Source organism: Bradyrhizobium sp. ORS 86 (genome assembly GCF_045571475.1).
In the GTDB taxonomy this organism is placed as follows: Bacteria; Pseudomonadota; Alphaproteobacteria; order Rhizobiales; family Xanthobacteraceae; genus Bradyrhizobium.
Genome location: NZ_CP120699.1, coordinates 111,968 through 135,117 on the forward strand (window position 1 = coordinate 111,968; position 23,150 = coordinate 135,117).

Sequence of the window (23,150 nt, forward strand, 5' to 3'; positions counted from 1 at the left end):
TTCTGGCGTCACCGGCCGGTTGTCAATACACGTTCAGGCCAGCCGCGCGCGGATCTCCGGCTTCAGCACCTTGCCGACCTTGGAACGCGGGAGATCGTCCCAGATCTCGATCTGCTTCGGCGTCTTGACGCTGCCGATCTGCTGCTTGACGAAGATAGCCAGCGCGGCCGCATCGATGGCGTGACCGGCGCGCGGCTGCACCACGGCGACGATGCGCTCGCCCCATTTGTCATCGGGCAGACCGATCACCGCGCAATCCTGCACCGCCTCGTGCGCGCGCAACGCGTTCTCGACCTCGATCGAGTAGACGTTGAAGCCACCGGTGATGATCATGTCCTTGGCGCGGTCGACGATGTAGAGATAACCGTCGTCGTCGAGGTAGCCGATGTCGCCGGTGTGGTGCCAGCCATGCGCCGAGGCCTCGGCCGTGGCTTCGGGATTCTTGTAGTAGCCCTCCATCACCAGCGAGCCGCGCACCACGATTTCGCCGCGCGATCCCGCAGGCAACAGCTTGCCCTCACTGTCCATGATACCGGCCTGGACCAGCGGGCTGATCCTTCCGGCCGACGACAGGCGCTGCATCGCGATGGTGCCGTCGGGGTTGTAGTGCTCGTCGGGCGCCATCATCGAAATCATCATCGGCGCTTCGGTCTGGCCGAACAGTTGCGCCATCGGCCCGATCCGCTGCAAGGCTGCCGCGAGCCGCGTTGCCGAGATCGGTGCCGCGCCATACCAGAAGCATTGCAGCGAGCCGAGCTTGGCACGATCGAGAGCAGGATGGTCGAGCAGCATGTAGATCACGGTCGGCGGCAGAAAAGTGTGCGTGACGCGATAACGCTCGATCAGCGCCAGGAACTCGCCGATGTCAGGGTGATGCATGATCACGATGCGGCCGCCGAGCGTCATGATCGGAAAGCAGAGCACGCCGGCGGCATGGGTCAGCGGCGCCAGCGCGAGATAGACCGGGCGGCCCTTGAACGGATACCCCATCAACGTCAGCGCGGTCATCGCCTCGATGTTGCGCCCCGACAGCATCACGCCCTTGGGCTTGCCGGTGGTGCCGCCGGTGCCCGGGATCATCGCGAGATCGTCGACCGTCTCACGTTGATAGAAATCGTCGGTGAGACCGGCGAGCCAGCGCGCGAACGACGGCGCGAAGGGCAATTCGGTGTCGAGACAGATCAGCGCGCGCAGCTTCGGCAGATCGTGGCGCACAGCTTCGACCATCGGCGCAAAGCTCGAATGAAACAGCAGCAGGCTGCAATCGAACTGATCGAGGACGAATTTGGTCTCGGTCGCCTCGTTGCGCGGATTGATCGGGCACCACACGGCAGCAGCGCGCGAGATGCCGAACACGCAGGCGAAGGCCAACGGATCATTGCCCGAAAGGATCGCAACTTTCTCGCCGGGCGCAACGCCCGACCGGTCGAGCCCGCGCGCGATGCGATAACTGAGCCGCTGCACCTCGCGATAGCTGAGGTCGCGTCCATCCATGGTGAGGCACGGCGCATCGGCACCAAGCGAGGCACCTTTGTCGAGATAGTCGATGAAGCGCATGGTGGACCTCACGGCAGACGACGAGTGACGCGATCAGGCGCGCCACCCGCCGGACCTGGGTTAGTCCTGCACGGTCAGGACCGGCTTGCTGACGAGCCCGAAGCTGCGCAGTTGCCCAAGCAGCTCGCGATGCCCGAACGCCTGGCATCCGGAGGCGAAACCGGTGCGTTTCGGCGCCTGTTGCAGCAGCGCGAACGCCGCATAGGCCTGCAGCATGCCGGTTTGCTTGTAATTGCAATTGCCGTGGATCACGCAATGCGCGCGGCCGAGCGGCCCGGACGCGTGGACCGAGTCGATCGAGGTGTTAACGCGCGGATTTTCCCGCGGCGGCATCGAGGCCTGCAAGGTGGCGGCGATGTCGGCCAGCGCCTTCTCCTGCTCCGCCGGCGGCAGCGGCTTGATCTTCTCCTTCACCATCTGCGTGGTCTGCACCACGCCTTCCATCACCGGGCGCGCGAGCACGCCGCCGAGCACGCGGCAATTGCTGACGCGCGGATCATTCTTGAACCAGACCGGATGCGCGGTGCCGCCCCACGGCACCGCGATCGCTGTCTCATGCTGGCCCGGCACGACGACGTCGGCACGTGCCGTGACATCCCATTCGACGAACTTGTTCTGCTCGAGGTAGTACCAGTTCGCCTTGAGGATGGTGAAGATCGTCTGCGTCGAGGCGTAGGTCGGAAAGCCCTTCCAGAACACCAGGATGTCGAGCGTGTCGAGACCGGGCGTCTCCAGGCAGATGTTGGCGGCGATTTCACCGGTCGTGTACATCTGTGCGAGATTCGGCGACAGCAGCAGGCCCTTCTCGGCGAACGCCTTGCCCCATTTCTCCTGCGCGAGCAGCACCCAGTCCTGTTCGCCGGTCGTGTCGGTGTAGTGACAGCCGGCTTGCAGCGCGGCTTCGACGACCTCCGATCCGTGCTTGATGAACGGGCCGACCATGTTGCTGACCACCCGCGAGCCGCGAAATAGTTTCGTCAGCGCCTCGACATTGTGCTCGACCCCGACCACCTCGTAGTCGGCGGTCTCGATGCCCGGAATTTTCTCGACCACCGCCTTCACCTTTGCGGCGTCGCGGCCGGCGGCGATGAAGGGGACGTTGTACTCGCGCAGATATTCGCAGACCAGGCGCCCGGTGTAGCCGGACACACCATAGACGACGACAGGCTTCTTCTCGCTCATGGCGATCCTCCGAAATGATTGCTGTTGCGTGCGCTGCTACATGCCCATGCCGCCGTCGACCGGCAGGCCGACGCCGGTGATGAAGCGCGCATCGTTCGAGCACAGGAACACGGCGGCGTCCGCGATGTCGCCGACTTCGGCCAGGCGGCCGAGCGGCGTCTGGCGCCGACTTCGGCCAGGCGGCCGAGCGGCGTCTGCTCCACCACCGATCCGACCGCGGCATTGATGTCCGGCGCGAGTCCGATTTTCACGATGTCGTTGGCGAGCTGCATCCCCATGTCGGTCGGGATCAGGCCCGGATAGATGCAGTTGACGCGCACGCCGTAGCCGAGCTTGCCGGCTTCCATCGCCGCGACCCGCGTCATGCGATCGACTGCGGATTTGGTGCCGGAGTAGACCGCGATGCTCGGGAAGGCGATCGTCGCCGCGACGGACGCGATGTTGACGATCGCACCGCCCTTGCCGGCCAGCCCACCCGGCCGCATCGCGCGGAAGGCATGCTTCATGCCGAGCACGGTGCCGACGATGTTGACGTCGCACATCCGCCGCGCGTCCTCGGCCTTGATCTCACTGACCAGCGAGGTGATCTCGATGCCGGCATTGTTGATCAGGATGTCGTAGCCGCCGAGCGTCGCGACGGTGGCCGCGACGGCCCGCTCCCATTGCGCGTCGTCGGTGACGTCGAGCTGGGCGAAGCCGGTCTTCACGCCGGCCTTGGCGATCTCGTTGGCGGTCGACCTGCCGGCCTCTTCGAGGATATCAGCGATCATGATCGCCGCCCCGGACTGCGCCAGGGCCTGCGCGATCGCAGCTCCAATTCCCCGGGCGCCGCCGGTGACCAGGGCCTTCCTGCCTTCAAGGCTCTTCCCACTCATGACGTACTCCTCCCTTGCTGTTGATTGTTGAGTGCTTGCTGCGATCGGCAGCGCATGCCCGACGACTGGTTACCTTGGCGGGGTGACAGTCAGATCCGGTGATCGGCGGAGCGCAGCTTTGGCTGCTCCGGCGGCGTAAATCCTCCCTGTTCGGCGTCTTGACGACTGTCCAAATTATTTCACCAAACCTCCGCCAGAAACTTGACACTTGTCAAGATGAAATTTGACAACTGTCTAAGAGAATGATTGTGAGGGGATGGAGCGCCATCGTCGGCGCGCTATAAGTCGTTGAAGGGACGGGAACGGAAGGAAGGCGGGAGATGGCGCGGCAGGCAACGGCCGAGCGGGTGGCGGTAGCGGCCGAAACGCTGCGCGACGAGAAGTTCAACGCGCGGCGGATCGAGCTTGCGGAAGCCGCGCTGGAAACGCTCGGCGAACTCGGCTTCGCGCGCACCAGCCTGCGTGAGATCGCGCAGAACTCCGCATTCACGCACGGCGTGTTTCATTACTACTTCAGCGACAAGCTCGACCTGATCTGCTGCTGCGTGCGGCACTACAAGGCAAAGTGCGTGACGCGCTATGACGAGGTCGTCGCGACCGCGAAGACGCGCAAGGAGCTGACGGACGGCTTTCTCGCCAAGCTTGCGGCCACACTGCGCGAGGACGCCCGCATGCACCGGCTGTGGTACGACCTGCGCTCGCAGGCGATGTTCGAGGCCGCGTTTCGCAAGGACGTGCTTGAGATCGACAAGAGCCTGGAAGCCATGATCTGGCGCGTCGCCTCGCGCTATGCCGAACTGGACGGCAAGCGGCTGGCAACATCGTCGGCCGCGCTGTACGCGCTGTTCGACGGCCTGTTCCAGAGCGCGCTGCTCAGGCATCTCGCCGACGACGAGACCGCGATCCCCGAATTCCTCGACGAGGTCAGGCGTGTGCTGCCGACGATTGCTTCGTGAGGATCGTTACGCCGCGCTTGCCGGCGGCAGCGCGAGCACCGAATAGATCGCTTGCGCGTCGCGCGAGGCGCGCAGCTTCTTGGCGACGTCCTGGTCGCGCAGCAGGCGGGCGATGCGCGCCAGCGCCTTGAGATGGTCGGCGCCGGCACCTTCGGGCGCCAGCAGCAGAAAGATCAGATCGACCGGCTGGCCGTCCATTGCCTCGAAATCGATCGGACGTTCGAGACGGGCGAACAAGCCGAACAGCTTCTCCAGCTTCGGCAGCTTGCCGTGCGGAATGGCGACGCCGTAGCCCACGGCGGTGGTGCCAAGCTTCTCGCGCTGCAGCAGCACCTCGAAGATCGCGCGTTCATTCTGCCCGGTCAGCGCCGAGGCACGCGCCGCGAGTTCCTGCAGCGCCTGCTTCTTGCTGATGACTTTCAAAGCCGGGAGAATCGCCTCGGGTGCGACCAAATCGGTAATCGGCATTGGGACGTTCCGAGGTGAATGAGACCGTCAGGTTGCGAAATAGGCGTTACAGCGGCGGCGTCAAGAAGGTGAGGTGGGATGCGGGCTTAGCCCCGGTCCTGGTTGGCAGGGCTTCTACTCCAACGCATCGGCGGTGCCAACACCTGCGGACCCTGTTCCGCCCCCTTATCCCTTGGGGCGGCGGACCATAAGCAGGGCTGGCTTCCGAGGTCAATGCCATCCCCCCAATATCTCAGGGCGTAACCGCCGGGGGATCGACCCAGCCGACATTGCCGTCCGTGCGGCGGTAAATGACGTTCACCCGCCCGCTGCCACCGTGCTGGAACACCAGGCAGGATGCGCCCGACAGGTCCAGCTCCATGACAGCTTCACTGACTGACAGCCGCTTCAAGGCGGTGGTTGCTTCCGCAATGATCACGGGGCTGTACTCGGCGACTTCGTCCTCGCTCTCGGGCGCCTCGATGACATAGCTCGGCGCATCGAGCCCTGCACCATTCAGCTCGGCGAGCGCGGCGGTGGCGGCATAGGCCTTGCGGGCCGAGCGGTCCTTCAATCGGCTCTTGTAGCGGCGCAGCCGCTTCTCGATCATCAGGAGCGCGGCATCGGCGCTGGCATAGGCATCGGCGGCGTTGGAATCGGCTTCAAGCGTAATGCCGGAATCCAGATGCAGCGCGCAATCGGTCCGGAATCCGAAGCCATCCTTGCTCAGCGTGATGTGACCGGAATAGTTGCCATCAAAGTACTTTCGCAGGACCTCGTCGGTGCGCTCGCTGACGCGCGCGCGAAGCGCTTCGCCGATGCTGATGCTCTTTCCCGAGATTCGAAGGGTCATTTGATGCCTCGATTGCTGGATGCCTCGATCACTCTGCCGGAGCATGATGGTTTTCTGGATTTCGGGCACCTTCCTTTCCGGGTTACGCCTGAAGGGGCAAGATGAGACTAGCGCGATTCGGCGCGAAGGCAATTATACTGCAGCCGTAGTATCGCGCGATCGATCGGAGGAGACGGGGGCCGAAAGGGCATTGCCGAGCATGCTCTGTTTGTCACGGCGGCGCTGGACCGAAGACGGTATCCGCATCGCCTCGCGGTACTTTGCGACGGTGCGGCGGGCAATATCAATGCCGGACGCGCGCAAACGTTCCACGATGGTGTCGTCGGACAGGATCGCCGATGGCGCCTCGCCGTCGATCAATTGCTTGATATGGTGACGCACCGCTTCCGCCGAATGCGCCTCGCCGCCGTCGGCGGATGCGATCGACGCGGTGAAGAAATACTTCAGTTCAAAACTGCCGCGATTGGTCGCCATGTACTTGTTGGCGGTGACGCGCGACACGGTGGATTCATGCATCTGGATCGCGTCGGCGACCGCCTTCAGGTTCAGCGGCCGCAAGTGCGCGACGCCATATGTGAAGAAGCCGTCCTGCTGGCGAACGATTTCGGTCGCGACCTTCAAGATGGTGCGGGCGCGTTGATCAAGCGCGCGCACCAGCCAGGTGGCGTTCTGCAGGCAATCGGAAAAGTACGACTTGTCGCCGTCCTTGCGGATCGTCTTCGACAGCTCAGCGTAGTAGGTCTGGTTGACCAGCACACGCGGCAGAGTGTCGCTGTTGAGCTCGACATGCCAGCCGCCGTCGGGCCCCGGCCGCACATAGACATCGGGCACCATGGTCTGCGCCCGCGACGTGCCGAACTTCAACCCCGGCTTCGGATCGAGCCTGCGGATCTCCGCGATCATGTCGGTGATGTCTTCGTCGTCGACGCCGCAGAGCTTCCGCAAGGCGGCGATGTCGCGCTTGGCGAGGAGGTCGAGATGCTCGACCAGCGCCTGCATCGCGGGATCGTAGCGGTTGAGCTCGCGCAACTGGATCGCCAGACACTCACTTAGGTTCCGCGCGCACACGCCTGGCGGATCGAACGTCTGCAGCGTCGCGACGATCTCGTCGACCGCGGCTTGCGAGGTGCCCAGTCGCTCGGCGGCCTGCCCGAGATCTGCCGGCAGGTAACCGGCCTCGTCGACCAGATCGATCAGGTACTGTCCGATCATGCGCTGCGCGGGCGCAGCGAAAGCCACCGCGAGCTGTTCGGCGAGGTGATCGGCCAGCGTCACCTCGGCGGCCACGAAGGCTTCAAGGTTATATTCGTCGTCACTGGAGGCGCCGCCGCCCCACTCGGTATAGACCGACGGCGGCGCGTCCTGCGCGGCGCGCGCGGCCGCTTCCGCAGGCTCCTCGGAAAATACGTTGTCGAGGCCGGTGTCCAGTGTCTGCTCGATCTCGGCGCGGGTGCCAAGATCGCGGTTCAGCCATTCCTCCTGGCCGGGCTCGAAAGCACCAGTGGAGCCCATGGCCATGTCGGCTGGGTCACTGCCATCATCGCCATCACTGCCGGAACCGTCGACGTCGCCATAGTCCGGCCGCTCGATGGCCGCCTCGCCGGCCACCGGCGGCTCAGGACCATCGCTCGCCCGCTCGAGCAACGGATTGCGTTCCAGCTCCTCCTCGACGAAGGCCGACAAGTCCAGGTTCGACAATTGCAGCAGCTTGATCGCCTGCATCAACTGCGGCGTCATGACCAGCGACTGCGACTGGCGGAACTCTAGTCTTTGGGTCAGTGCCATGGAGGCAAGAACAATCCAGAAAAGTTGGCTCGATTCTTGCTTATCTTAGACCGCTCAGGATGTACACGGCTTGACGCATTGGAATTTTGGAGTAAGCGCCGCCGGCGGACGGGGACGCTGCGATCTTGCGTCCGGCCGGCATCAAATTCCCTAAGCAGCGCATGACCTTAACATCAAATCGCTGCGCCGTCTGGCGGATCACAGGCTAAAGGCGGAATTCCTCGCCAAGGTAAAGCCGCCGTACATCGGGATCATTAACGATGTCTTCCGGACTGCCTTCGGTCAGGATTTCACCGGCATAGACGATATAGGCGCGGTCGGTGAGGCCGAGCGTCTCGCGGACATTGTGGTCGGTGATGAGAACACCGATGCCGCGATTGGTGAGATGACGCACGAGGTCCTGGATGTCGCCGACCGCGATCGGGTCGATGCCGGCGAACGGCTCGTCGAGCAGCATGTAATTGGGGCGCGTCGCCAGCGCCCGGGCGATTTCGACGCGGCGGCGCTCGCCGCCGGACAGCGCGATCGACGGGCTTTTCCGCAGGCGGGTGATGTTGAACTCGTCGAGCAGCGAATCCAGCTCGTGCTCGCGTTTCTTGCGCGACGGCTCGACCACCTCGAGCACCGCGCGGATGTTCTGCTCGACGGAGAGGCCGCGGAAGATAGAGGCTTCCTGCGGCAGATAGCCGATGCCGAGACGGGCGCGCTGGTACATCGGCAGCCTGGTGACGTCATGGCCATCGAGCTCGATCGCCCCGCGATCGGCCTTGATCAGCCCGGTGATCATGTAGAACACCGTGGTCTTGCCGGCGCCGTTCGGCCCCAGCAATCCGACCGCCTCGCCGCGACGGACATAGATGCTGACGCCGCGTACGACCTGCCGGCTGCCAAAACTCTTTTCCACGCTGTGCACAGCCAGATAGCCCGGCCGTTTGATCAGTTGCGGCGCGCCGGCAGCGCCGTTGCCCCGCGCAGGCCTGGCGCGCGGGGCCGCGGGTGCCGGCTGCGGCTGGGGCCGCGGCAGCTCCACGCCGGGCACCGGGGCGGCCCGCGCCATCGGCGGCGCGTCACGCACGGGGCTCGCCAGCATGTCGCCGAATGAATCGCCGAGCGCCGTGATGTCGTCGTGCGAGCGCGCGAATCCGCTGCTGCGCTTCGCAGGGCGCCGTCGGAACATGCCGAGAAAATCCACCATCCCCGCTTCGCTTCGGCCTCTTAGGGTGATCGCACGACTTCGCCGCAGATCAGTCGATTTGCACGCGAACCCGAGCATGGTCCGGACAACTGGGCACCGGCTTCCGGACGGTCCATGCTCAAACAACACGGCAAAGCGCGATGATCGCGCCTTGAATGATTGGATGCCCCGCGCCAAGCCAACGTCACCATCCCCCTCAAGCGCATGTCCGGGCCGGGCCGCTCCAGTAGATACAATCTCGCCCCGCGTGCTTCAACCTCAGGGGTCGAGAATATTATTTAACCTATTGATTTTACTTGGGCTTGCCTGGAAGGAGCTGGAGCGGCGACGGTGGTGCCGCACCGGGGGCGACCGGCGTCCCGCACTTGCCGTTCTGCCCACCCTGCGACTGGATGAACAGGCCCTGCACCTTGCCGTTGTCGGATTCCACCCGCGAGACGCCCGTGGTCATGTCGACCAGCAGGCGATCGCCGCGCAGCACATTCTGGCACTGGGTCAGCACCACCTGGCCGCCGCCGCCGCCGAGCATGGTGATCAGATTGGTCTTGGTGTCGAAGATCGCGGTCTCGCCGGTGACCACCTGATCCTTCTGGGTCACGACCACGTTGCCCCGCGCCTCCAGCCGCTTGATCGATGACGCGCCGCCGGGACCGGGGGTCGCCGACTGCATCGGCGCGGCCGAACCCTTCGCACCCTTGGCGCTGCCATTGGCCGGCGGCTGCTGCGATTGACCCGAGCTCGATTCGTAGAACACGACCAGAGTCTTCGAGGTCATGGTGGTGTCACCCTGCACCACCTTCACGTTGCCGGCGAAGGTCGCTTCCTTCTTCTTGTCGCGCATTTCGAGCGAGGCGGCTTCGATCTGGATCGGCTGATCGCGATTCTGCGAAAAGCCCTGCATGGCGTTTGGAACGCCGGTCATCGAGCCTTGCGCGCTCACAGCGCCCGCTGCGAAGAGCGAGAGCGCAAACGCCGCGATGGCCGTGCCGCGCGGAAAAAGTCTCATCATCAATGTCATTTCGGGTTGGCGGATCTGCGTGCCTTGGACGGCGGCGGCGGAGGTGGAGCGGGTTCAGCGGGCTGGCTCGCGGCATTGTTGTCGCCGAGCTTGTCGAGGTGCATCACGACGTTGCCCTCGAACCGCACAACTTCGCCGTTGTTGTAGATCCGCAGCTTGTCGGAGGTCAGCGTTCCGTCGAGCAGCTTGACGTCGACATGCTCGTCCGACGTCACGGTGCCCTTGTTCATGTCGACGAACGCCTGCGTCAGCCTCGCTTCATAGCCCGTCGACGATTGCAGGAAGATATCCTTGCGCAGGTCGAGGAGCTGCTGCTTGTTGTCGAAGAAACCGGTGCGCGCATCCATGGTCACCGTCGATTGGTCCTGCATCGCCACCTTGGCGCGGATCGTCTTCAGTTCGACGTGATCGGGATCGGTGACGTCCTGGATCGCGGCCTTGGCCCACATTTCGTAGGGCCGCCCATCGGTCGAGAAGCCGGACAGATGCGGCGATTCCATCGTGATCTTGGTCCCGGACACGACGAGATTATCCATCTCGAGGGGAACGTTGGGCATCAGGGCACGGAACGGATTGACGATCGAGACGAATATGATCGCGGCCATCGCCACCACCACCGTCGCGGGCACGGCGATGCGCAGGATCCGCACCATGCGGCTGTGCCGCGCGGCCGCGGCGAAGCGCGCCTCGAGGCTGGCACCATAGGCTGGATTCTGAACCGAACTCACCATTGCTCCAGAGGCGCGAAATTGCCGTCCATACTACCCGCGGCCGCGCAAATATGCAGCCCGGACCTCGCATCGCGCCCCCGAAAGCGACCTCGCGTGAACAGTTTGGCCGAAACGGGGCGGAACTGCCGTCCTCGGGGTGAAATTGTCGCCGTTCACGAATGGGCGAAGATGTCCTCGGCCTCCCAGCCATCGAGATCCAGCTTGGCGCGGGAGGGGAGGAATTCGAAGCAGGCCTTGGCGAGATCGGTCCGTCCCTCCCGCGCCAGCATGGCGTCGAGCTTGTCGCGCAATGCATGCAGGTGCAGCACGTCGGAGGCCGCGTAAGCGAGTTGCGCCTCGCTCAGGGTCGGCGCGCCCCAATCGCTCGACTGCTGCTGCTTCGACAGATCGACGTTCAGCACTTCGCGCACCAGATCCTTCAGGCCGTGGCGATCGGTGTAGGTGCGGGTGAGCCGCGAGGCGATCTTGGTGCAGTAGACCGGCTTCGGCATCACACCGAAGGTGTTGTAGAGCACGGCGACGTCGAACCGGGCAAAATGGAAAATCTTGGTGATGGCGGGATTGGCGAGCAGCGCCTTCAGATTCGGCGAATCGGTATGCCCCTTCGGAATCTGGATCACGTCGGCGGTGCCGTCGCCGTTCGACATCTGCACCACGCAGAGCCGGTCCCGATGCGGATGCAGCCCCATGGTCTCGGTATCGATCGCCACCGAATCGGTGTAGCGGGACAGATCGGGCAGATCGCCGCGGTGCAGGCGGATGGTCATGAAAACTTGCCTCAAGTTCCAAATGTCGATTCGGCGCGACACTACCCTCCAAAGGGCAGGGATGCGAGCGGATAGGCGATTGTCCGGCACCCCGCTCGCGCCTTCGACGGGGCGCTTGCCTGACCCCAATTAGAGCAGCGATCGCCACGAATCGAGCATTTTCCGCTCCAGTTCACCATTCGACAGCCGTTTGCCTTCGCCGGACTGGTGAAATTGCCCCGGCCCCACCCTATCTGTTGCCAACCCTTCGCCCGCTTGTGCTCCCAACGAAAAGAATGACATGACCGAACAGACCCTGGCAGCGCCGATCGACGACCCGAAGGAGCGCGGCTTCTCGCGCTACCAGTCGCTCCTGATCGCGCTGCTCGCGTTCACGCAATTCACCATCATCCTCGATTTCATCATCATGTCGCCGCTCGGCGCCATCCTGATGCCTTCGCTCAACATCACCGCCGGGCAATTCGGCGTGGCGGTTTCGGCCTATGCGTTCAGCGCCGGCATTTCCGGCATCCTCGCCGCCGGCTTTGCCGATCGCTTCGACCGCAAGCGCCTGCTGTTGTTCTTCTATGTCGGCTTCACGCTCGGCACCGCGCTTTGCGCGCTGGCGCAGGATTTCCACGTGCTGCTGCTCGGCCGGATCGTGACCGGATTATTCGGCGGCGTGATCGGCTCCGTGGTGCTCGCCATCATCACCGACCTGTTCCCGCTGCAGCAGCGCGGCCGCGTCATGGGGTTCGTGCAGACCGCGTTCGCTGCAAGCCAGGTGCTCGGCATTCCCGCCGGCCTGTTTCTCGCCAACCACTGGAATTGGCACGTCGCCTTCTTGGCGATAGTCGGCCTGTCGATCGCGGCGATCGCCGTCATCGCGCTCGTGATGCAGCCGGTCGATGAACATCTGCGGCTCAAGCAAGACACCAATCCGTTCAAGCACCTGGTCGCGACCGTCGGAGAGCCGCGCTATACGCTGGCCTTCTTGGTGACTACGCTGCTGGCGACCGGCGGCTTCATGCTGATGCCGTTCGGCAGCGCCTACACCGTGCACAATCTAGGCATCGACATCGTCCACCTTCCGACGATCTATCTCGTCTCCGGTCTGTTCAGCATCATCATGGGGCCGCTGGTCGGCCGTGCCAGCGACACCTTCGGCAAATATCCGACCTTCGTGTTCGGCAGCGTGGTGTCGGTCATCATGGTGCTGATCTACACCCATCTCGGTCAGGTCTCGCTGCTGACTGCGATCATTGTCAACGTGCTGATGTTCGTCGGCATCTTCTCGCGCATGATCCCCTCGCAGGCGCTGATGTCTGCGATCCCCGATGCGAGCCAGCGCGGCTCGTTCAGCGCGATCAGCGCTTCCGTGCAGCAGCTCTCGGGCGGGCTCGGCTCAGTCCTGGCGGCGGCGATCATCGCAGAGAGTCCGGACGGCTCGCTGCTGCACTTCGAGCGGATCGGATACGTCGTCGTGACGACCTCGTTCCTCTCGCTGATCGCAATGTATTTCGTGCAGAAGGCGGTCGCGAAGCGGAGCGGCAGGCACATGGTCTGAGGGCGGGCCACTTTCGTACGAGACCCAATCAAGGAGGCTTATCCATGCCGCTCGTCACCATCTCCCTGTTGAAGGGCAAGTCGAAGGACCACATCCGCGCCATCTCCGACGGCGTCCACCAGGCGCTGATCGACACCTACAACGTACCACCAGGCGATCGCTTCCAGTTCATCCGCCAGTATGAACCGGAGGAATTCATCTACGATCCCGACTATCTCGACATCCATCGCACCGACGACGTGGTGTTCATCCACATCGTCGCCGGCAACTGGCGCGACACCGCGACCAAGAAGGCGCTCTACAAGGCAATCGCCGACCGCCTCACCGAGAAGCCGGGCCTGCGGCGCGAGGATGTGCAGGTGATCCTGTCGCCCAATGCGCGCGACGAATGGTCATTCGGCAACGGGCTCGCCTCGTATCTGGAGGACACCGATCCGGCGTGAGGCGGCCCGTCGCGAACTGAGGCGTGTTACCTTCCGCAGCACGACGCCTGTCGAAACCGCGCCCGCAGGGCCTTTCAACGCCTCACAAACAGGCCGAGCCCGTTGCCGTTGAGATAGTCGATGGTCAATTCGCGCGCCGGCTCATCGCCGGCCCGTTTGAATGCGATCGACGACAGCGAACCGTCGGGCTGGTTCTCGCTGGAAGGGTTGACCGAAAACCGGTCACCGTCCCAGTGCGTCAGCGCGTATGGCCTGCCCAACGGGCCGATCTTCAGCTCCAGATGGCCCCTCACCTCGACGATCTCGGCGTCACCGAAGTAAGGATTGGCATAGGTCCCGACATAGGATGAAAGCTTTGCCGCCGGCGCTGGTGTGGCGGGCGGCGACTTGCCGACGAGATCGCCCGTCGGCGCCGTGAGCCCCGCCATCGCCGCGCTGTAGGCGGCAAACCAGTCCCGCGTGACGCTCCCGAACTGGACAATATCCATGAAAGAGGCGCCGAGCGCCTCCGCTGCACCGCCGGGCGTTGCGTTGGTCAGCACGACAATCCCGACACCGGCCGAAGGGATCATCGCGTAATGGGTCCCCGCACCCAACGCGAAGGCCCCGGAATGACTGATCATCGTCCGGCCCGCCGGCGTGATTCCAACGCCGAATCCGTATCCGTACAAGCTGGGCCTTGCGTCGGCCGAGAACGAGTGGATCGAAATGACCTCGGCCGTCACGGCCGGAAGCAGTGCATCGGCTGGAATGATCTGCCGACCTTCGAATTTGCCGCTTTGCAGAACCAACGCCAACCATCGCGCGACATCGTTTGCCGACGAACTGACGCCGCCTGCCGGCGACTGCGGGTCGGGCATACGTTGATATTTCGGCTGGAAGTCGTCGCCGACCCTCACATGTCCAACAGCACGATTGGACCGCTTTTCGAAATCGGCAAAACGTGAGCTGGTCGCAGTCATCCCGAGCGGCTTGTAAAGGACGTCCTCGGAAAGGGTCTCCCAGTCCTTGCCTGATGCGGCGGCGACCGCCTCCGCCGCCGCCGTCAGGCCGAAATTTGTGTAGGCATAGGTATCTCGGAAGCCGTGGAGCGGCAGTAGCCGCAGGCGCTCCAGCACGGTTCGCCTGTCATAGCCGAGGTCTTCCAGGTCGTCGCCGGCGTGCTCCGGTAAACCCGAGCGGTGGCTGAACATATCGGCGATGGTGACATGCTGCGTAACCCAGGGGTCCATCACCTTGAACCAGGGCAAGTGCGTTACGACGGGCGTATCCCACGCGACCACGCCCGCGCCGACCTGATGAGCCACGACACTGGCCGCGAGGGATTTCGAAAGCGACGCGAGCTGAAACACGGTGTCTGCATCGACAGGTTGGCTCTCGCCGATTTTCCGGACGCCAAAGCCCTTCGCATAGACCGTCTTGCCGTCCCGCACCACCGCGACCGCCATGCCCGGGATGCGGCTCCGCTTCATGATGTCGTTGGCGAGCGCGTCGAGGCTGGCGATAGCCTTGCCGATCTGGCCGTCGGATATCGGTACGCCGGCGGTCTGCGGCGGTGACGTGTCGGCAAGGACCGGCATCGGCGCGCTGGCCCAGACGAGACACAAGGCGACCAGCTTGGCGGGAATGATCCTCGTGATCGGGCGAAATGCTGCAACCGATTCCAGCAGGGACATGATGCGGCGGCACTCCGCTGTTGTAACGCCCAATTCAATGAACGGCGGTGACGACCCAATCGCTCCAGTGTAGTCGATCTCGCTAACAAACCTATAATTGCTGACCGGACAGGCGCGACCCTACCGGATGCGGGCGGCCGTCCTCGCGCGGACGCTGAAACTTAAGGAAACGGGAAGTCGGTTTTCCCTCGGAGGTGGGCCCATTCGACAGGTCATCGCGCGCCCTATCCCGGTTCTGAGACTGGCCGGCGGCCCGATCACGTAAGACCGAGCGATTTCAATCGCTTGAAAAGGGAGTGGTGCCCAGGAAAGGACTCGAACCTTCACGGCCGTGAAGCCACTGGCACCTGAAGCCAGCGCGTCTACCAATTCCGCCACCTGGGCACGTGGAGCGGCTTAGTAAGGATCGGTTGCGCGCTTGTCAAATTGCCAAATGCAAAATCAAATACTCTGTACAGGGTGGGCTCGATAGCGTATCGCCAAACGGCTAAATACCCCTAATAACTCTCGAATCCGGCAGGAACTGACCTCATGGCATCGAACCTCGACACGCTCGTCACTGTCTTCGGCGGATCGGGTTTTCTGGGGCGGAACGTGGTCCGGGCACTGTGCAAGCGCGACTATCGCGTCCGAGTCGCGGTGCGCCGGCCTGAGCTTGCCGGCCATTTGCAGCCGCTCGGCCGGGTCGGCCAGATTCACGCGGTTCAGACCAATGTACGCTACCCCGCCTCGGTCGAGACGGCGATGCGTGATTCGCACGTCGCCATCAACCTTGTGGGCATCCTGGCCCAGGGCGGCGGGCAAACCTTCGACGCCGTCCAGACCAAGGGAGCCGAGACGATTGCCAAGGCGGCGGCCGCCAGCGGCGCCCGGATGGTCCATGTCTCGGCGATCGGCGCCGACGAGAATTCGGTCTCCGGCTATTATCGCTCCAAGGCCGCCGGCGAGCAGGCGGTGCTGGCGGCGGCTCCCGCCGCCACCATCATCCGGCCGTCGCTGATGTTCGGGCCCGAGGATCAGTTCACCAACCGCTTCGCGGCGCTGGCACGGCTGTCGCCGGCGCTGCCGCTGGTCGGCGGCGGCGTCAACAAGTTGCAGCCGGCCTATGTCGCCGATGTCGCGCGGGCCGTGGCCGACGCCGTGGACGGCAAGACCAAGCTTGGTGCGACCTACGAACTCGGCGGGCCGGAAGTGCTGACCATGCGCGAGGTGATGGAGATCATCCTTAAAATCACCGAGCGTGACCGCATGCTGGCGCCACTGCCCTTCGGCCTCGCCAGGCTGATGTCGGTGTTCCTGCAGTTCGCCCCCGGCGCGCTCAAGCTGACGCCGGACCAGGTCGCGATGCTGCGCTCCGACAACGTGGTGTCGGACGCCGCGACCACAGCCGGCCTGACCTTCGCCGGCCTCGGCATCAGGCCCGATTCGATCGAAGGCGTCGCCCCGCAATATCTCTGGCGCTTCCGCGCCACCGGGCAATTCCAGAAGAAGAACGCTTAAGCGGCGCATCCGCGAAAGCACTCCGCCCTCTCTCCCGCTTGCGGGGGAGGGCTGGGGTGGGGGTGTTGCCACGAGCGATAACCATCGTGTGGAGAGAACCCCCACCCGTATTGCATCTTCGATGCAATACGACCTCCCCCGCAAGCGGGAGAGGTGAAGACTCGGCGTATCGTCGAAAGACTTGACTTACCGGCCCATCGCCAGCGCGATCAGGCCGAGCGTGCCGACGATCACGCGCCACCATGCGAAGAACGTGAAGCCGTGGCGGGTGACATAGTTGAGGAACGTCTTCACCACGATCATCGCAGTGATGAAGGACACCACGAAACCGATTGCGATGATGCCGAGACCGTCCGTCGTGAAGTCGGCGCGGTTCTTGTAGAAATCATAGGCGAACGCACCGACCATGGTCGGGATCGCGAGGAAGAACGAGAACTCCGCCGACGACCTCTTGTCGGCGCCGAGCAACATCGCCGCCACGATGCTGGCACCCGAGCGCGACACGCCCGGGATCATCGCCATGCACTGGGCAACGCCGATCCAGAAATACATCAGCAGCGGGAATTTGGTCGCGTCGTCTTCATAGACCTTGAGATCGAGCTGATCGACCCACAGCAGGATGGCGCCGCCGACGATCAGCGAGAAGCAGACCACCCACGGATTGAACAGGAATTCCTTGATATATTTGCCTGCAATCAAGCCGATCACCACAGCCGGCAAGAACGCCACCAGCACGCCGATGACGAAGCGCCGGTCCTCGGCATTGGTGAACATGCCGAGCGCGATGCGCCACAATTTGACGAAATAAAGGGCGACAATCGCCAGAATCGCGCCGAGCTGAATCAGGATTGCGAAGCTCTTCCAGAAGTCGCCTTCGCCGAGATTGAAGAAGCGCTCAGCAAGCAGAAGGTGACCCGTCGAAGAAACCGGCAGGAACTCCGTGACGCCCTCGACAATGCCGAGAATCACCGCCCGCAGCGTATCCGTCATCATGATGTGGCCTGCCCTTGTCTGGAAGAACCGCGTTCTTCTCGCCTATTCACCCCTATGCTGCAATCGCAAAAAAACGGCAAAGAGTTGTTGCCTGACGGATTTGCTGAGCTATAGCGTTTTTGTGACCCGCCCCCTCCGCGGGCCTGGCTACCGGCTCGCGTGATGACGCGACATACAGATGATCGAGGTTGGTTCGGCCAAGCCCCTTAAGTTCAGGTCACACAGGTTGATGGTTTCTTAAGCGCCGCGACACTACCAGGGACTGCATGTACACGCTGTATCACCATCCGTTCTGTCCGCACTCGCGCTTCATCCGCCTCGTGCTCGGCGAGTACGGCCTCGACCTGCGCCTCGTGGAGGAGCGGGTGTGGGAGCGGCGCGAAGCATTCCTTGCGCTCAATCCGGCGGCGACCACGCCGGTGCTGATCGCCGAGGGCTTTCCGCCGGTTCCGGGCGCTGCGATCATCGCCGAATATGTCGACGAGGCGCACGGCCTCAAGGCCGGCGAGCGGCGGCTGTTGCCGACATCGACGGCCGAGCGTGTCGAGGTGCGCCGGCTGATGGCGTGGTTCAACGAGAAGTTCTTCGAGGAAGCTTCCAACCCGCTGGTGACCGAGCGCATCTACAAGCGGTTCATGAGCGAGGACAATGGCGGCGGTCCGCCGGCCCCCGACATCATGCGCGCGGCCAAGGTCAATGTGCGTTATCATCTGAGCTATATCGGCTGGCTCGCCAAGACGCGGAACTATCTCGCCGGCGACCGGCTGACTTACGCGGATCTCGCCGCCGCAGCGCATCTTTCGGCGATCGACTATCTGGGCGACGTGCCATGGAGCGAGGACGACGCTGCAAAGTCGTGGTACGCGCGGGTGAAATCCCGCCCGTCGTTCCGCCCGCTGCTCAGCGAATGGCTGGCGGGGGTGCCGGCGTCGCGCACCTATGTGGACCTCGACTTCTGAACCCGGCGATCAGGCTTTCTCCTGATGATCTGAAGGCGGCGCTGACGCGCGAGGCGCGTGCGCTCGGCTTCGACGGCATCGGCATCACCGGTCCCGATGCGATCGCATCGGCCGGCAAGCATTTCCTCGCATTCCTCGAAGATGGCAGCCATGGCGACATGGACTGGCTCGCCGCCAATCCTGCGCGCCGCACCGATCCGCGCGGGCTGTGGCCCGGCGTGCGCTCGATCATCATGCTCGGCGTCAACTATGGACCCGACGAGGACCCGCTGAAGATTCTCGAGCGCCGCAACCGCGGCGCGATCTCGGTCTATGCGCAAGGCGACGACTATCACGACGTGATCAAGAAGCGCCTGAAAACGCTGGCGCGATGGCTCGCCGCCGAGACCGGCGACGAGGTGAAGGTGTTCATCGACACCGCCGCCGTGATGGAGAAGCCGTTGGCGCAGGCCGCCGGGATCGGCTGGCAGGGCAAGCACACCAATCTCGTCTCGCGCCAATTCGGCTCGTGGCTGTTTCTGGGCGCGATCTATTCCGCCACCGAGCTGCCGCGCGACGAGCCCGACACCGATCATTGCGGCAGTTGCCGCGCCTGCCAGGACATCTGCCCGACCGCGGCGTTTCCGGCTCCCTACAAGCTCGATGCGCGGCGCTGCATCTCGTATCTCACCATCGAGAACAAGGGGCCGATCCCGCACGAATTCCGCAAGAGCATCGGCAACCGCATCTATGGCTGCGACGATTGCCTCGCCGTGTGTCCGTGGAACAAGTTCGCGCAAGCCGGCCGCGAACAGAAGCTCGCCGCTCGTGATGCGCTGCGCGCGGCAAAGCTTGCCGATCTCGCGCGGCTCGACGATGCCGCCTTCCGGGCGCTGTTTGCGAAATCGCCGGTCAAGCGCATCGGCCGCGACCGCTTCATCCGCAATGTGCTGATCGCGATCGGCAATTCCGGCGAAGCTGCGCTGGCCGAGGAGGCGAGACGACTGCTCGACGATGCAAGCCCGCTGGTGCGCGGCGCGGCGGTGTGGGCGTTGTCGCAACTGATCGCGCGGGACGAGTTCGCGGCACTGGCATCACGTGCCGGCGGCGAGCCCGACGTCACTGTGCAGCAGGAGTGGCGTGCGGCTCGCGCTGCCTCTTGATTTCATCGCGCCGTTCCCGTCATGGTCGCGCGCCATGACAAACCAGCCCTTCTTCACCAGGTACGGTGCCGGCTTCATGCCGACATCAGTTGCGAACGGACCGTGGAGTCCGGAATCCCTGCACGGCCGCGTCGTGATCGGCCTGCTCGCTTTCGTCATCGAGGAGCGCCACGGCTCCGATGATTTCGTGCCGGCGCGGTTGACCGTCGACATGTTCCGGCTGCCCAACATCACGACACCGATCGAGGTGACGACAAGGCTGGTGCGCGACGGCCTGCGCATCAAGGTGATCGAGGCCGAATTTGTCTCCGGCGGCACCAGCATGGCGTGTGCTTCCTGCCAGTTGTTGCGCAGAACCGAAAATGCGCCCGGCAACGTCTGGTCGCCGCCGAACTGGGAGGTGCCGGCACCGTCGGACATTCCGAAGCCGACCGATCCGCGGCTCGGCATGAACGGCAAATGGGAAACCCGCCCGATCACAGGCCATATGGGTTCGCTCGGTGCGCGCCGGCTGTGGATGAGCGAAGTGCGCGAACTGGTCGAGGGCGTGCCGATGACGCCGTTCGTCCATGTCGCCACGGGCGCGGATTTCGCCAGCCCATTCGCCAATGCCGGCGACCAGGGGCTCGGCTACATCAACAGCGACGTCACGATCTATCTGCATCGCCTGCCGGTGACGCGGTGGATCGGCTTCGAGGTGGTGAACCACCACGCCACCGACGGCATCGCGATGGGCGAATGCTGGCTCTACGACGAGAAGGGACCGATCGGCACCTCCACGGTCGCGGCACTGGCACAGCGCCGGCCGATGACCAATCCGCCGCCGCCGTAAGTCTCTCTATCGTCAATCCGGGGCGATGCGCAGCATCGAACCCGGAATCTCGCGCCGCAATCTCCAGATTCCGGGTTCATCGCTGCGCGATGCCCCGGAATGACGGCATCAGGCCAAATGCCGCTTCATCTCCGGCCGCGCCTTGAGCGCGGCGCCCTGCTTGGCCACGATCTTGGCGATCCGCTCCGGCGCGAAATTCAGGTCGACGAAGGCCGGCGCGGTGTTGGCGACCTCGTGGTATTCAGCAATCTTGCCGTCGCGCAGCGTCATGATCGAGACGCCCTCGAACATCGCGCGGGCGCCGTTGGCTTCCGGCAAGCTCGATCGGTAGCTGAACGTGTAGCGCGCATAGAGCGTCTTGCCATCAGAGACGGGGTCGTGCGTGTCCCAGCGGAAATCGGTCGCGGTCCGGTAGAAGCAATCGTCGATCATCTCGGCGATCGCAGCGTGGCCCATGAACGCGCCGTAGAACACGTCGTGATAGACGCCGTCCTCGGTGAAGAGGCTTGCAAACGCGTTGCCGTCGCGCTGCTCGACCGCGCCGCAGAACGCGCGCAGCATTGTCGTCGTATCCATTGGCATCCCTCCCGGCCTTTTCGTCATGCCCGCGCAGGCGGGCATCCAGTATTCCAGAGCATTCGAAATGAATCGATAGGCCGCGGCGTACTGGATCATCCGCTTTCGCGGATGATGACAGCGGGATACGCCGGTGCGCTAGCCGATCTCCGCCACCGCGGCGATGATCCGCGCGATGTCCTGCGGCCGCGACAGACGATGGTCGCCGTCCTGGATCATGGTCAGCACCACGTCCTCCGCCGGCAGTCGGTGCACCAGCGCGAAGGCGTGCTTCCACGGCACGTCCGGATCCTGCGCGCCCTGCAGGATGCGCACCGGGCAGCCGACATCGATCTTGCTTCCCAGCAGCAGGTGGTTGCGGCCTTCCTCAATCAGATTGCGCGTGATCGGATAGGGCGTGCCGTCGCCATATTCTGACGGCCGGAGCCAGACGCCCTTGGTTTCGATCTCGGCGCGGATCTCGGGCGAAAACCCCTTCCACATCAGCTCCTCGGTGAAATCCGGCGCCGGCGCGATCAGCACGAGACCCGCGAGTTGTGCCTTTTCATTGCCGCGCCGGGCGATCTCGCGCGCCAGCAGAAGCGCCATCCAGCCGCCCATCGAGGAACCGATCACCACCTGCGGCCCGCGGCAGAATTCAGTGAACACCGCGACGCTCTCCTCGAGCCAGCGGCCGATCGTGCCATCGACGAATTGCCCCCCGGATTCGCCGTGGCCGGAATAATCGAACCTGACGCAACCGCGGCCGTGCTCGGTGGCCCACGCATCGAGCGCGATCGCCTTGGTGCCCTTCATGTCGGAATTGAAACCGCCGAGCCAGAACAGCCCTGGACTGCCCCCGGTGCGGGCGCGCACCGCGATCCGGCGCCGGCCACCGCCCTCGCCGACCTCGATAAAAGCGGGTTCCTGTTCGGGGGCGTCGGCTTGGCTCATGGTTCGGTCACTCACGTGTCAGATAGTTGGTTTTCAATGAGCAGACGGCATCGGTCAACGGCTGCGGTCCGCGCCTTGCGGAGCAGATGCAGCGGCCTTATGTGCCGGGCGTGGCTAAAATGCCTCGCAATTGGCAGTTTTGCCGGGTAGATGGCGAGTTCGCTTGCCCGTTGCAGCGTCTTGCTTCAAAATATCGGCCTTCCCTTTCACAACTTTGGAGAGTTACCCATTCGCCGTCCCAATAGAGCCCCGCCGACAGTCGCCAAAGACGGGCCGCGCACCAATGACGAGATCCGCAACGCACAGATCCAGCTAATTGATCAGGATGGTGTCAACAAAGGCACCGTCGAAACCGTGGTGGCCGTGCGCATGGCCATGGATGCCGGGATGGATCTGGTCGAGATTTCGCCGAATACCAATCCCCCCGTCTGCAAGATCATGGACTACGGGAAGTACAAGTATTCCGCGCAGAAGAAGGCCGCCGAAGCCCGCAAGAAGCAGAAGGTCGTCGAGATCAAGGAGATCAAGCTCCGCCCGATGATCGACGATCACGATTACGACGTGAAGATGCGCGCGATGCAGCGCTTCTTCGAGGAGGGCGACAAGGTCAAGATCACCTTGCGCTATCGCGGTCGTGAAATGGCGCACCAGGAGATCGGCACCAAGCTTCTCGACAAGGTGAAGGCCGACGTCGCCGAGTTCGCCAAGGTCGAGCAGGACGCGAAGTTCGAGGGCCGCCAGGTCGTGATGGTGCTGGCGCCGCGCTAATTCAAGTCAGTCGATTTCGGCGTTTGGAACGGCCCGCCAGGCGATCTGACGGGCTGTTTCATTTTCGTGGCCCGGATGGAGCGAAGCGCAATCCGGGGCCGCCCCTTTGCGCAATCCTGCCAACTTCCCCTTGAAGAGGAGAGATCGCTTTGCTCGCCAGAGCACAGCGGGCGGGGATCTTCTCTCCGCATCCGCCGGCGCCCGTGGCTGACCCCCCATCCCGTCCTTCCCCCTTTCAGGGGGAAGGGAAGATAGGTCGATCTATCGCCGGTTCCGCCGCTTCAAACGTTGCAAAATGGCCGATCCTCTGCCATAAGCCGGGCCTTCGCCGCCCGGCTGATCAAGGGCTGCCGTGGCGACGTGTCGTGCAGGGTCTTTCAATTCGGAAAGAATCCTAGCACTTTCAACGCTCTAAC

General features: G+C 63.8%; 22 protein-coding genes, 1 tRNA gene and 1 pseudogene. 8 read left to right on the forward strand and 16 right to left on the reverse strand.

The window, feature by feature from the left end:
* Positions 1-33: 33 nt before the first annotated feature.
* The 4 genes and pseudogenes from P6U25_RS00505 to P6U25_RS00520 form a co-directional block, all read right to left on the reverse strand.
* Entirely contained in the window at positions 34-1,557 is a 1,524-nt protein-coding gene (locus tag P6U25_RS00505) for an AMP-binding protein (protein ID WP_407149498.1), read from the reverse strand.
* Positions 1,558-1,617: 60 nt separating this feature from the next.
* The gene (locus P6U25_RS00510; protein WP_407149499.1) at positions 1,618-2,739 is read right to left on the reverse strand and encodes a DUF5938 domain-containing protein; all 1,122 of its coding nucleotides are present in this window, start codon (positions 2,737-2,739) and stop codon (positions 1,618-1,620) included.
* 36 nt (positions 2,740-2,775) lie between these two features.
* Positions 2,776-2,850, reverse strand: coding sequence for a hypothetical protein (locus P6U25_RS00515; RefSeq protein ID WP_407152713.1), 75 nt, complete (start codon positions 2,848-2,850; stop codon positions 2,776-2,778).
* A 206-nt stretch (positions 2,851-3,056) separates the two neighbouring features.
* A pseudogene (locus P6U25_RS00520) lies at positions 3,057-3,614 on the reverse strand (SDR family NAD(P)-dependent oxidoreductase); the annotation flags it as partial.
* A 320-nt stretch (positions 3,615-3,934) separates the two neighbouring features.
* On the opposite strand from P6U25_RS00520, the gene P6U25_RS00525 reads away from it, so the two are divergent.
* Entirely contained in the window at positions 3,935-4,570 is a 636-nt protein-coding gene (locus tag P6U25_RS00525) for a TetR/AcrR family transcriptional regulator (protein WP_407149500.1), read from the forward strand.
* A 6-nt stretch (positions 4,571-4,576) separates the two neighbouring features.
* On the opposite strand, the gene ptsN is transcribed toward P6U25_RS00525, so the two are convergent.
* From ptsN to P6U25_RS00560, 7 genes are all read right to left on the reverse strand, one after another.
* On the reverse strand, positions 4,577-5,038 hold the full coding sequence (gene ptsN / locus P6U25_RS00530) for a PTS IIA-like nitrogen regulatory protein PtsN (RefSeq protein WP_066514759.1): 462 nt from the start codon (positions 5,036-5,038) through the stop codon (positions 4,577-4,579).
* 232 nt (positions 5,039-5,270) lie between these two features.
* Complete coding sequence (gene hpf, locus P6U25_RS00535; protein ID WP_407149502.1) at positions 5,271-5,870, reverse strand: ribosome hibernation-promoting factor, HPF/YfiA family; 600 nt, start codon at positions 5,868-5,870, stop codon at positions 5,271-5,273.
* Between the two features lie 132 nt (positions 5,871-6,002).
* On the reverse strand, positions 6,003-7,655 hold the full coding sequence (rpoN, locus tag P6U25_RS00540; protein WP_407149503.1) for an RNA polymerase factor sigma-54: 1,653 nt from the start codon (positions 7,653-7,655) through the stop codon (positions 6,003-6,005).
* 205 nt (positions 7,656-7,860) lie between these two features.
* A complete protein-coding gene (gene lptB / locus P6U25_RS00545; RefSeq protein WP_407149504.1) occupies positions 7,861-8,850 on the reverse strand; it encodes an LPS export ABC transporter ATP-binding protein in 990 nt (329 codons plus the stop codon).
* Positions 8,851-9,142: 292 nt separating this feature from the next.
* A complete protein-coding gene (locus P6U25_RS00550) occupies positions 9,143-9,859 on the reverse strand; it encodes an LptA/OstA family protein (RefSeq protein ID WP_407149505.1) in 717 nt (238 codons plus the stop codon).
* A gap of 5 nt (positions 9,860-9,864) precedes the next feature.
* Positions 9,865-10,596, reverse strand: coding sequence for an LPS export ABC transporter periplasmic protein LptC (lptC, locus tag P6U25_RS00555; protein ID WP_407149506.1), 732 nt, complete (start codon positions 10,594-10,596; stop codon positions 9,865-9,867).
* Positions 10,597-10,751: 155 nt separating this feature from the next.
* The gene (locus P6U25_RS00560; RefSeq protein WP_407149507.1) at positions 10,752-11,366 is read right to left on the reverse strand and encodes a ribonuclease D; all 615 of its coding nucleotides are present in this window, start codon (positions 11,364-11,366) and stop codon (positions 10,752-10,754) included.
* A gap of 280 nt (positions 11,367-11,646) precedes the next feature.
* Here P6U25_RS00560 and P6U25_RS00565 point away from each other — a divergent pair, with 280 nt between their 5' ends.
* Both P6U25_RS00565 and P6U25_RS00570 read left to right on the forward strand, forming a co-directional pair.
* Positions 11,647-12,912 carry an MFS transporter gene (locus P6U25_RS00565; RefSeq protein ID WP_407149508.1) on the forward strand — a complete coding sequence of 422 codons (1,266 nt, stop codon included), beginning with the start codon at positions 11,647-11,649 and terminating at the stop codon, positions 12,910-12,912.
* 44 nt (positions 12,913-12,956) lie between these two features.
* Positions 12,957-13,355 (forward strand): tautomerase family protein, encoded by a 399-nt coding sequence (locus P6U25_RS00570; RefSeq protein WP_407149509.1) that lies wholly within the window; start codon positions 12,957-12,959, stop codon positions 13,353-13,355.
* A 74-nt stretch (positions 13,356-13,429) separates the two neighbouring features.
* Here P6U25_RS00570 and P6U25_RS00575 read toward each other — a convergent pair whose 3' ends face one another.
* Positions 13,430-14,803, reverse strand: coding sequence for a serine hydrolase (locus P6U25_RS00575; RefSeq protein ID WP_407149510.1), 1,374 nt, complete (start codon positions 14,801-14,803; stop codon positions 13,430-13,432).
* 525 nt (positions 14,804-15,328) lie between these two features.
* A tRNA-Leu gene (locus P6U25_RS00580) sits at positions 15,329-15,415 on the reverse strand.
* 147 nt (positions 15,416-15,562) lie between these two features.
* Between P6U25_RS00580 and P6U25_RS00585 the strand changes: the two genes are divergently transcribed.
* Complete coding sequence (locus tag P6U25_RS00585) at positions 15,563-16,531, forward strand: complex I NDUFA9 subunit family protein (protein ID WP_407149511.1); 969 nt, start codon at positions 15,563-15,565, stop codon at positions 16,529-16,531.
* A 186-nt stretch (positions 16,532-16,717) separates the two neighbouring features.
* Here the strand turns inward: P6U25_RS00585 and P6U25_RS00590 are convergent, their stop codons facing one another.
* Positions 16,718-17,524, reverse strand: coding sequence for an undecaprenyl-diphosphate phosphatase (locus P6U25_RS00590; protein ID WP_407149512.1), 807 nt, complete (start codon positions 17,522-17,524; stop codon positions 16,718-16,720).
* Positions 17,525-17,790: 266 nt separating this feature from the next.
* Between P6U25_RS00590 and P6U25_RS00595 the strand changes: the two genes are divergently transcribed.
* The 3 genes from P6U25_RS00595 to P6U25_RS00605 are packed head-to-tail and all read left to right on the forward strand — an operon-like array spanning position 17,791 to position 20,457.
* Entirely contained in the window at positions 17,791-18,483 is a 693-nt protein-coding gene (locus P6U25_RS00595; protein ID WP_407149513.1) for a glutathione S-transferase family protein, read from the forward strand.
* Positions 18,432-19,625 (forward strand): tRNA epoxyqueuosine(34) reductase QueG, encoded by a 1,194-nt coding sequence (gene queG, locus P6U25_RS00600; protein ID WP_407149514.1) that lies wholly within the window; start codon positions 18,432-18,434, stop codon positions 19,623-19,625. The genes P6U25_RS00595 and queG overlap by 52 nt, the downstream gene beginning before the upstream one ends.
* 34 nt (positions 19,626-19,659) lie before the next feature.
* Positions 19,660-20,457, forward strand: a complete 798-nt coding sequence (locus tag P6U25_RS00605) for an acyl-CoA thioesterase domain-containing protein (protein ID WP_407149515.1) — start codon at positions 19,660-19,662, stop codon at positions 20,455-20,457.
* 108 nt (positions 20,458-20,565) lie between these two features.
* Here P6U25_RS00605 and P6U25_RS00610 read toward each other — a convergent pair whose 3' ends face one another.
* Entirely contained in the window at positions 20,566-21,033 is a 468-nt protein-coding gene (locus P6U25_RS00610; RefSeq protein WP_407149516.1) for a nuclear transport factor 2 family protein, read from the reverse strand.
* 138 nt (positions 21,034-21,171) lie between these two features.
* A complete protein-coding gene (locus tag P6U25_RS00615; protein ID WP_407149517.1) occupies positions 21,172-21,966 on the reverse strand; it encodes an alpha/beta hydrolase in 795 nt (264 codons plus the stop codon).
* 228 nt (positions 21,967-22,194) lie between these two features.
* On the opposite strand from P6U25_RS00615, the gene infC reads away from it, so the two are divergent.
* A complete protein-coding gene (infC, locus tag P6U25_RS00620) occupies positions 22,195-22,734 on the forward strand; it encodes a translation initiation factor IF-3 (RefSeq protein WP_407152714.1) in 540 nt (179 codons plus the stop codon).
* Positions 22,735-23,150: the final 416 nt, after the last annotated feature.

Coding starts and splice junctions, on each gene's coding strand:
- P6U25_RS00585 (WP_407149511.1), top strand. CDS start 15,563: ATGGCATCGAACCTCGACACGCTCGTCACTGTCTTCGGCGGATCGGGT.
- P6U25_RS00615 (WP_407149517.1), bottom strand. CDS start 21,966: ATGAGCCAAGCCGACGCCCCCGAACAGGAACCCGCTTTTATCGAGGTC.
- P6U25_RS00560 (WP_407149507.1), bottom strand. CDS start 11,366: ATGACCATCCGCCTGCACCGCGGCGATCTGCCCGATCTGTCCCGCTAC.
- P6U25_RS00595 (WP_407149513.1), top strand. CDS start 17,791: ATGTACACGCTGTATCACCATCCGTTCTGTCCGCACTCGCGCTTCATC.
- P6U25_RS00510 (WP_407149499.1), bottom strand. CDS start 2,739: ATGAGCGAGAAGAAGCCTGTCGTCGTCTATGGTGTGTCCGGCTACACC.
- P6U25_RS00605 (WP_407149515.1), top strand. CDS start 19,660: ATGACAAACCAGCCCTTCTTCACCAGGTACGGTGCCGGCTTCATGCCG.
- P6U25_RS00550 (WP_407149505.1), bottom strand. CDS start 9,859: ATGATGAGACTTTTTCCGCGCGGCACGGCCATCGCGGCGTTTGCGCTC.
- queG (WP_407149514.1), top strand. CDS start 18,432: ATGGCTGGCGGGGGTGCCGGCGTCGCGCACCTATGTGGACCTCGACTT.
- hpf (WP_407149502.1), bottom strand. CDS start 5,870: ATGACCCTTCGAATCTCGGGAAAGAGCATCAGCATCGGCGAAGCGCTT.
- P6U25_RS00575 (WP_407149510.1), bottom strand. CDS start 14,803: ATGGCGGTCGCGGTGGTGCGGGACGGCAAGACGGTCTATGCGAAGGGC.
- P6U25_RS00610 (WP_407149516.1), bottom strand. CDS start 21,033: ATGGATACGACGACAATGCTGCGCGCGTTCTGCGGCGCGGTCGAGCAG.
- ptsN (WP_066514759.1), bottom strand. CDS start 5,038: ATGCCGATTACCGATTTGGTCGCACCCGAGGCGATTCTCCCGGCTTTG.
- rpoN (WP_407149503.1), bottom strand. CDS start 7,655: ATGGCACTGACCCAAAGACTAGAGTTCCGCCAGTCGCAGTCGCTGGTC.
- P6U25_RS00565 (WP_407149508.1), top strand. CDS start 11,647: ATGACCGAACAGACCCTGGCAGCGCCGATCGACGACCCGAAGGAGCGC.
- P6U25_RS00525 (WP_407149500.1), top strand. CDS start 3,935: ATGGCGCGGCAGGCAACGGCCGAGCGGGTGGCGGTAGCGGCCGAAACG.
- P6U25_RS00590 (WP_407149512.1), bottom strand. CDS start 17,524: ATGATGACGGATACGCTGCGGGCGGTGATTCTCGGCATTGTCGAGGGC.
- P6U25_RS00505 (WP_407149498.1), bottom strand. CDS start 1,557: ATGCGCTTCATCGACTATCTCGACAAAGGTGCCTCGCTTGGTGCCGAT.
- P6U25_RS00570 (WP_407149509.1), top strand. CDS start 12,957: ATGCCGCTCGTCACCATCTCCCTGTTGAAGGGCAAGTCGAAGGACCAC.
- lptB (WP_407149504.1), bottom strand. CDS start 8,850: ATGGTGGATTTTCTCGGCATGTTCCGACGGCGCCCTGCGAAGCGCAGC.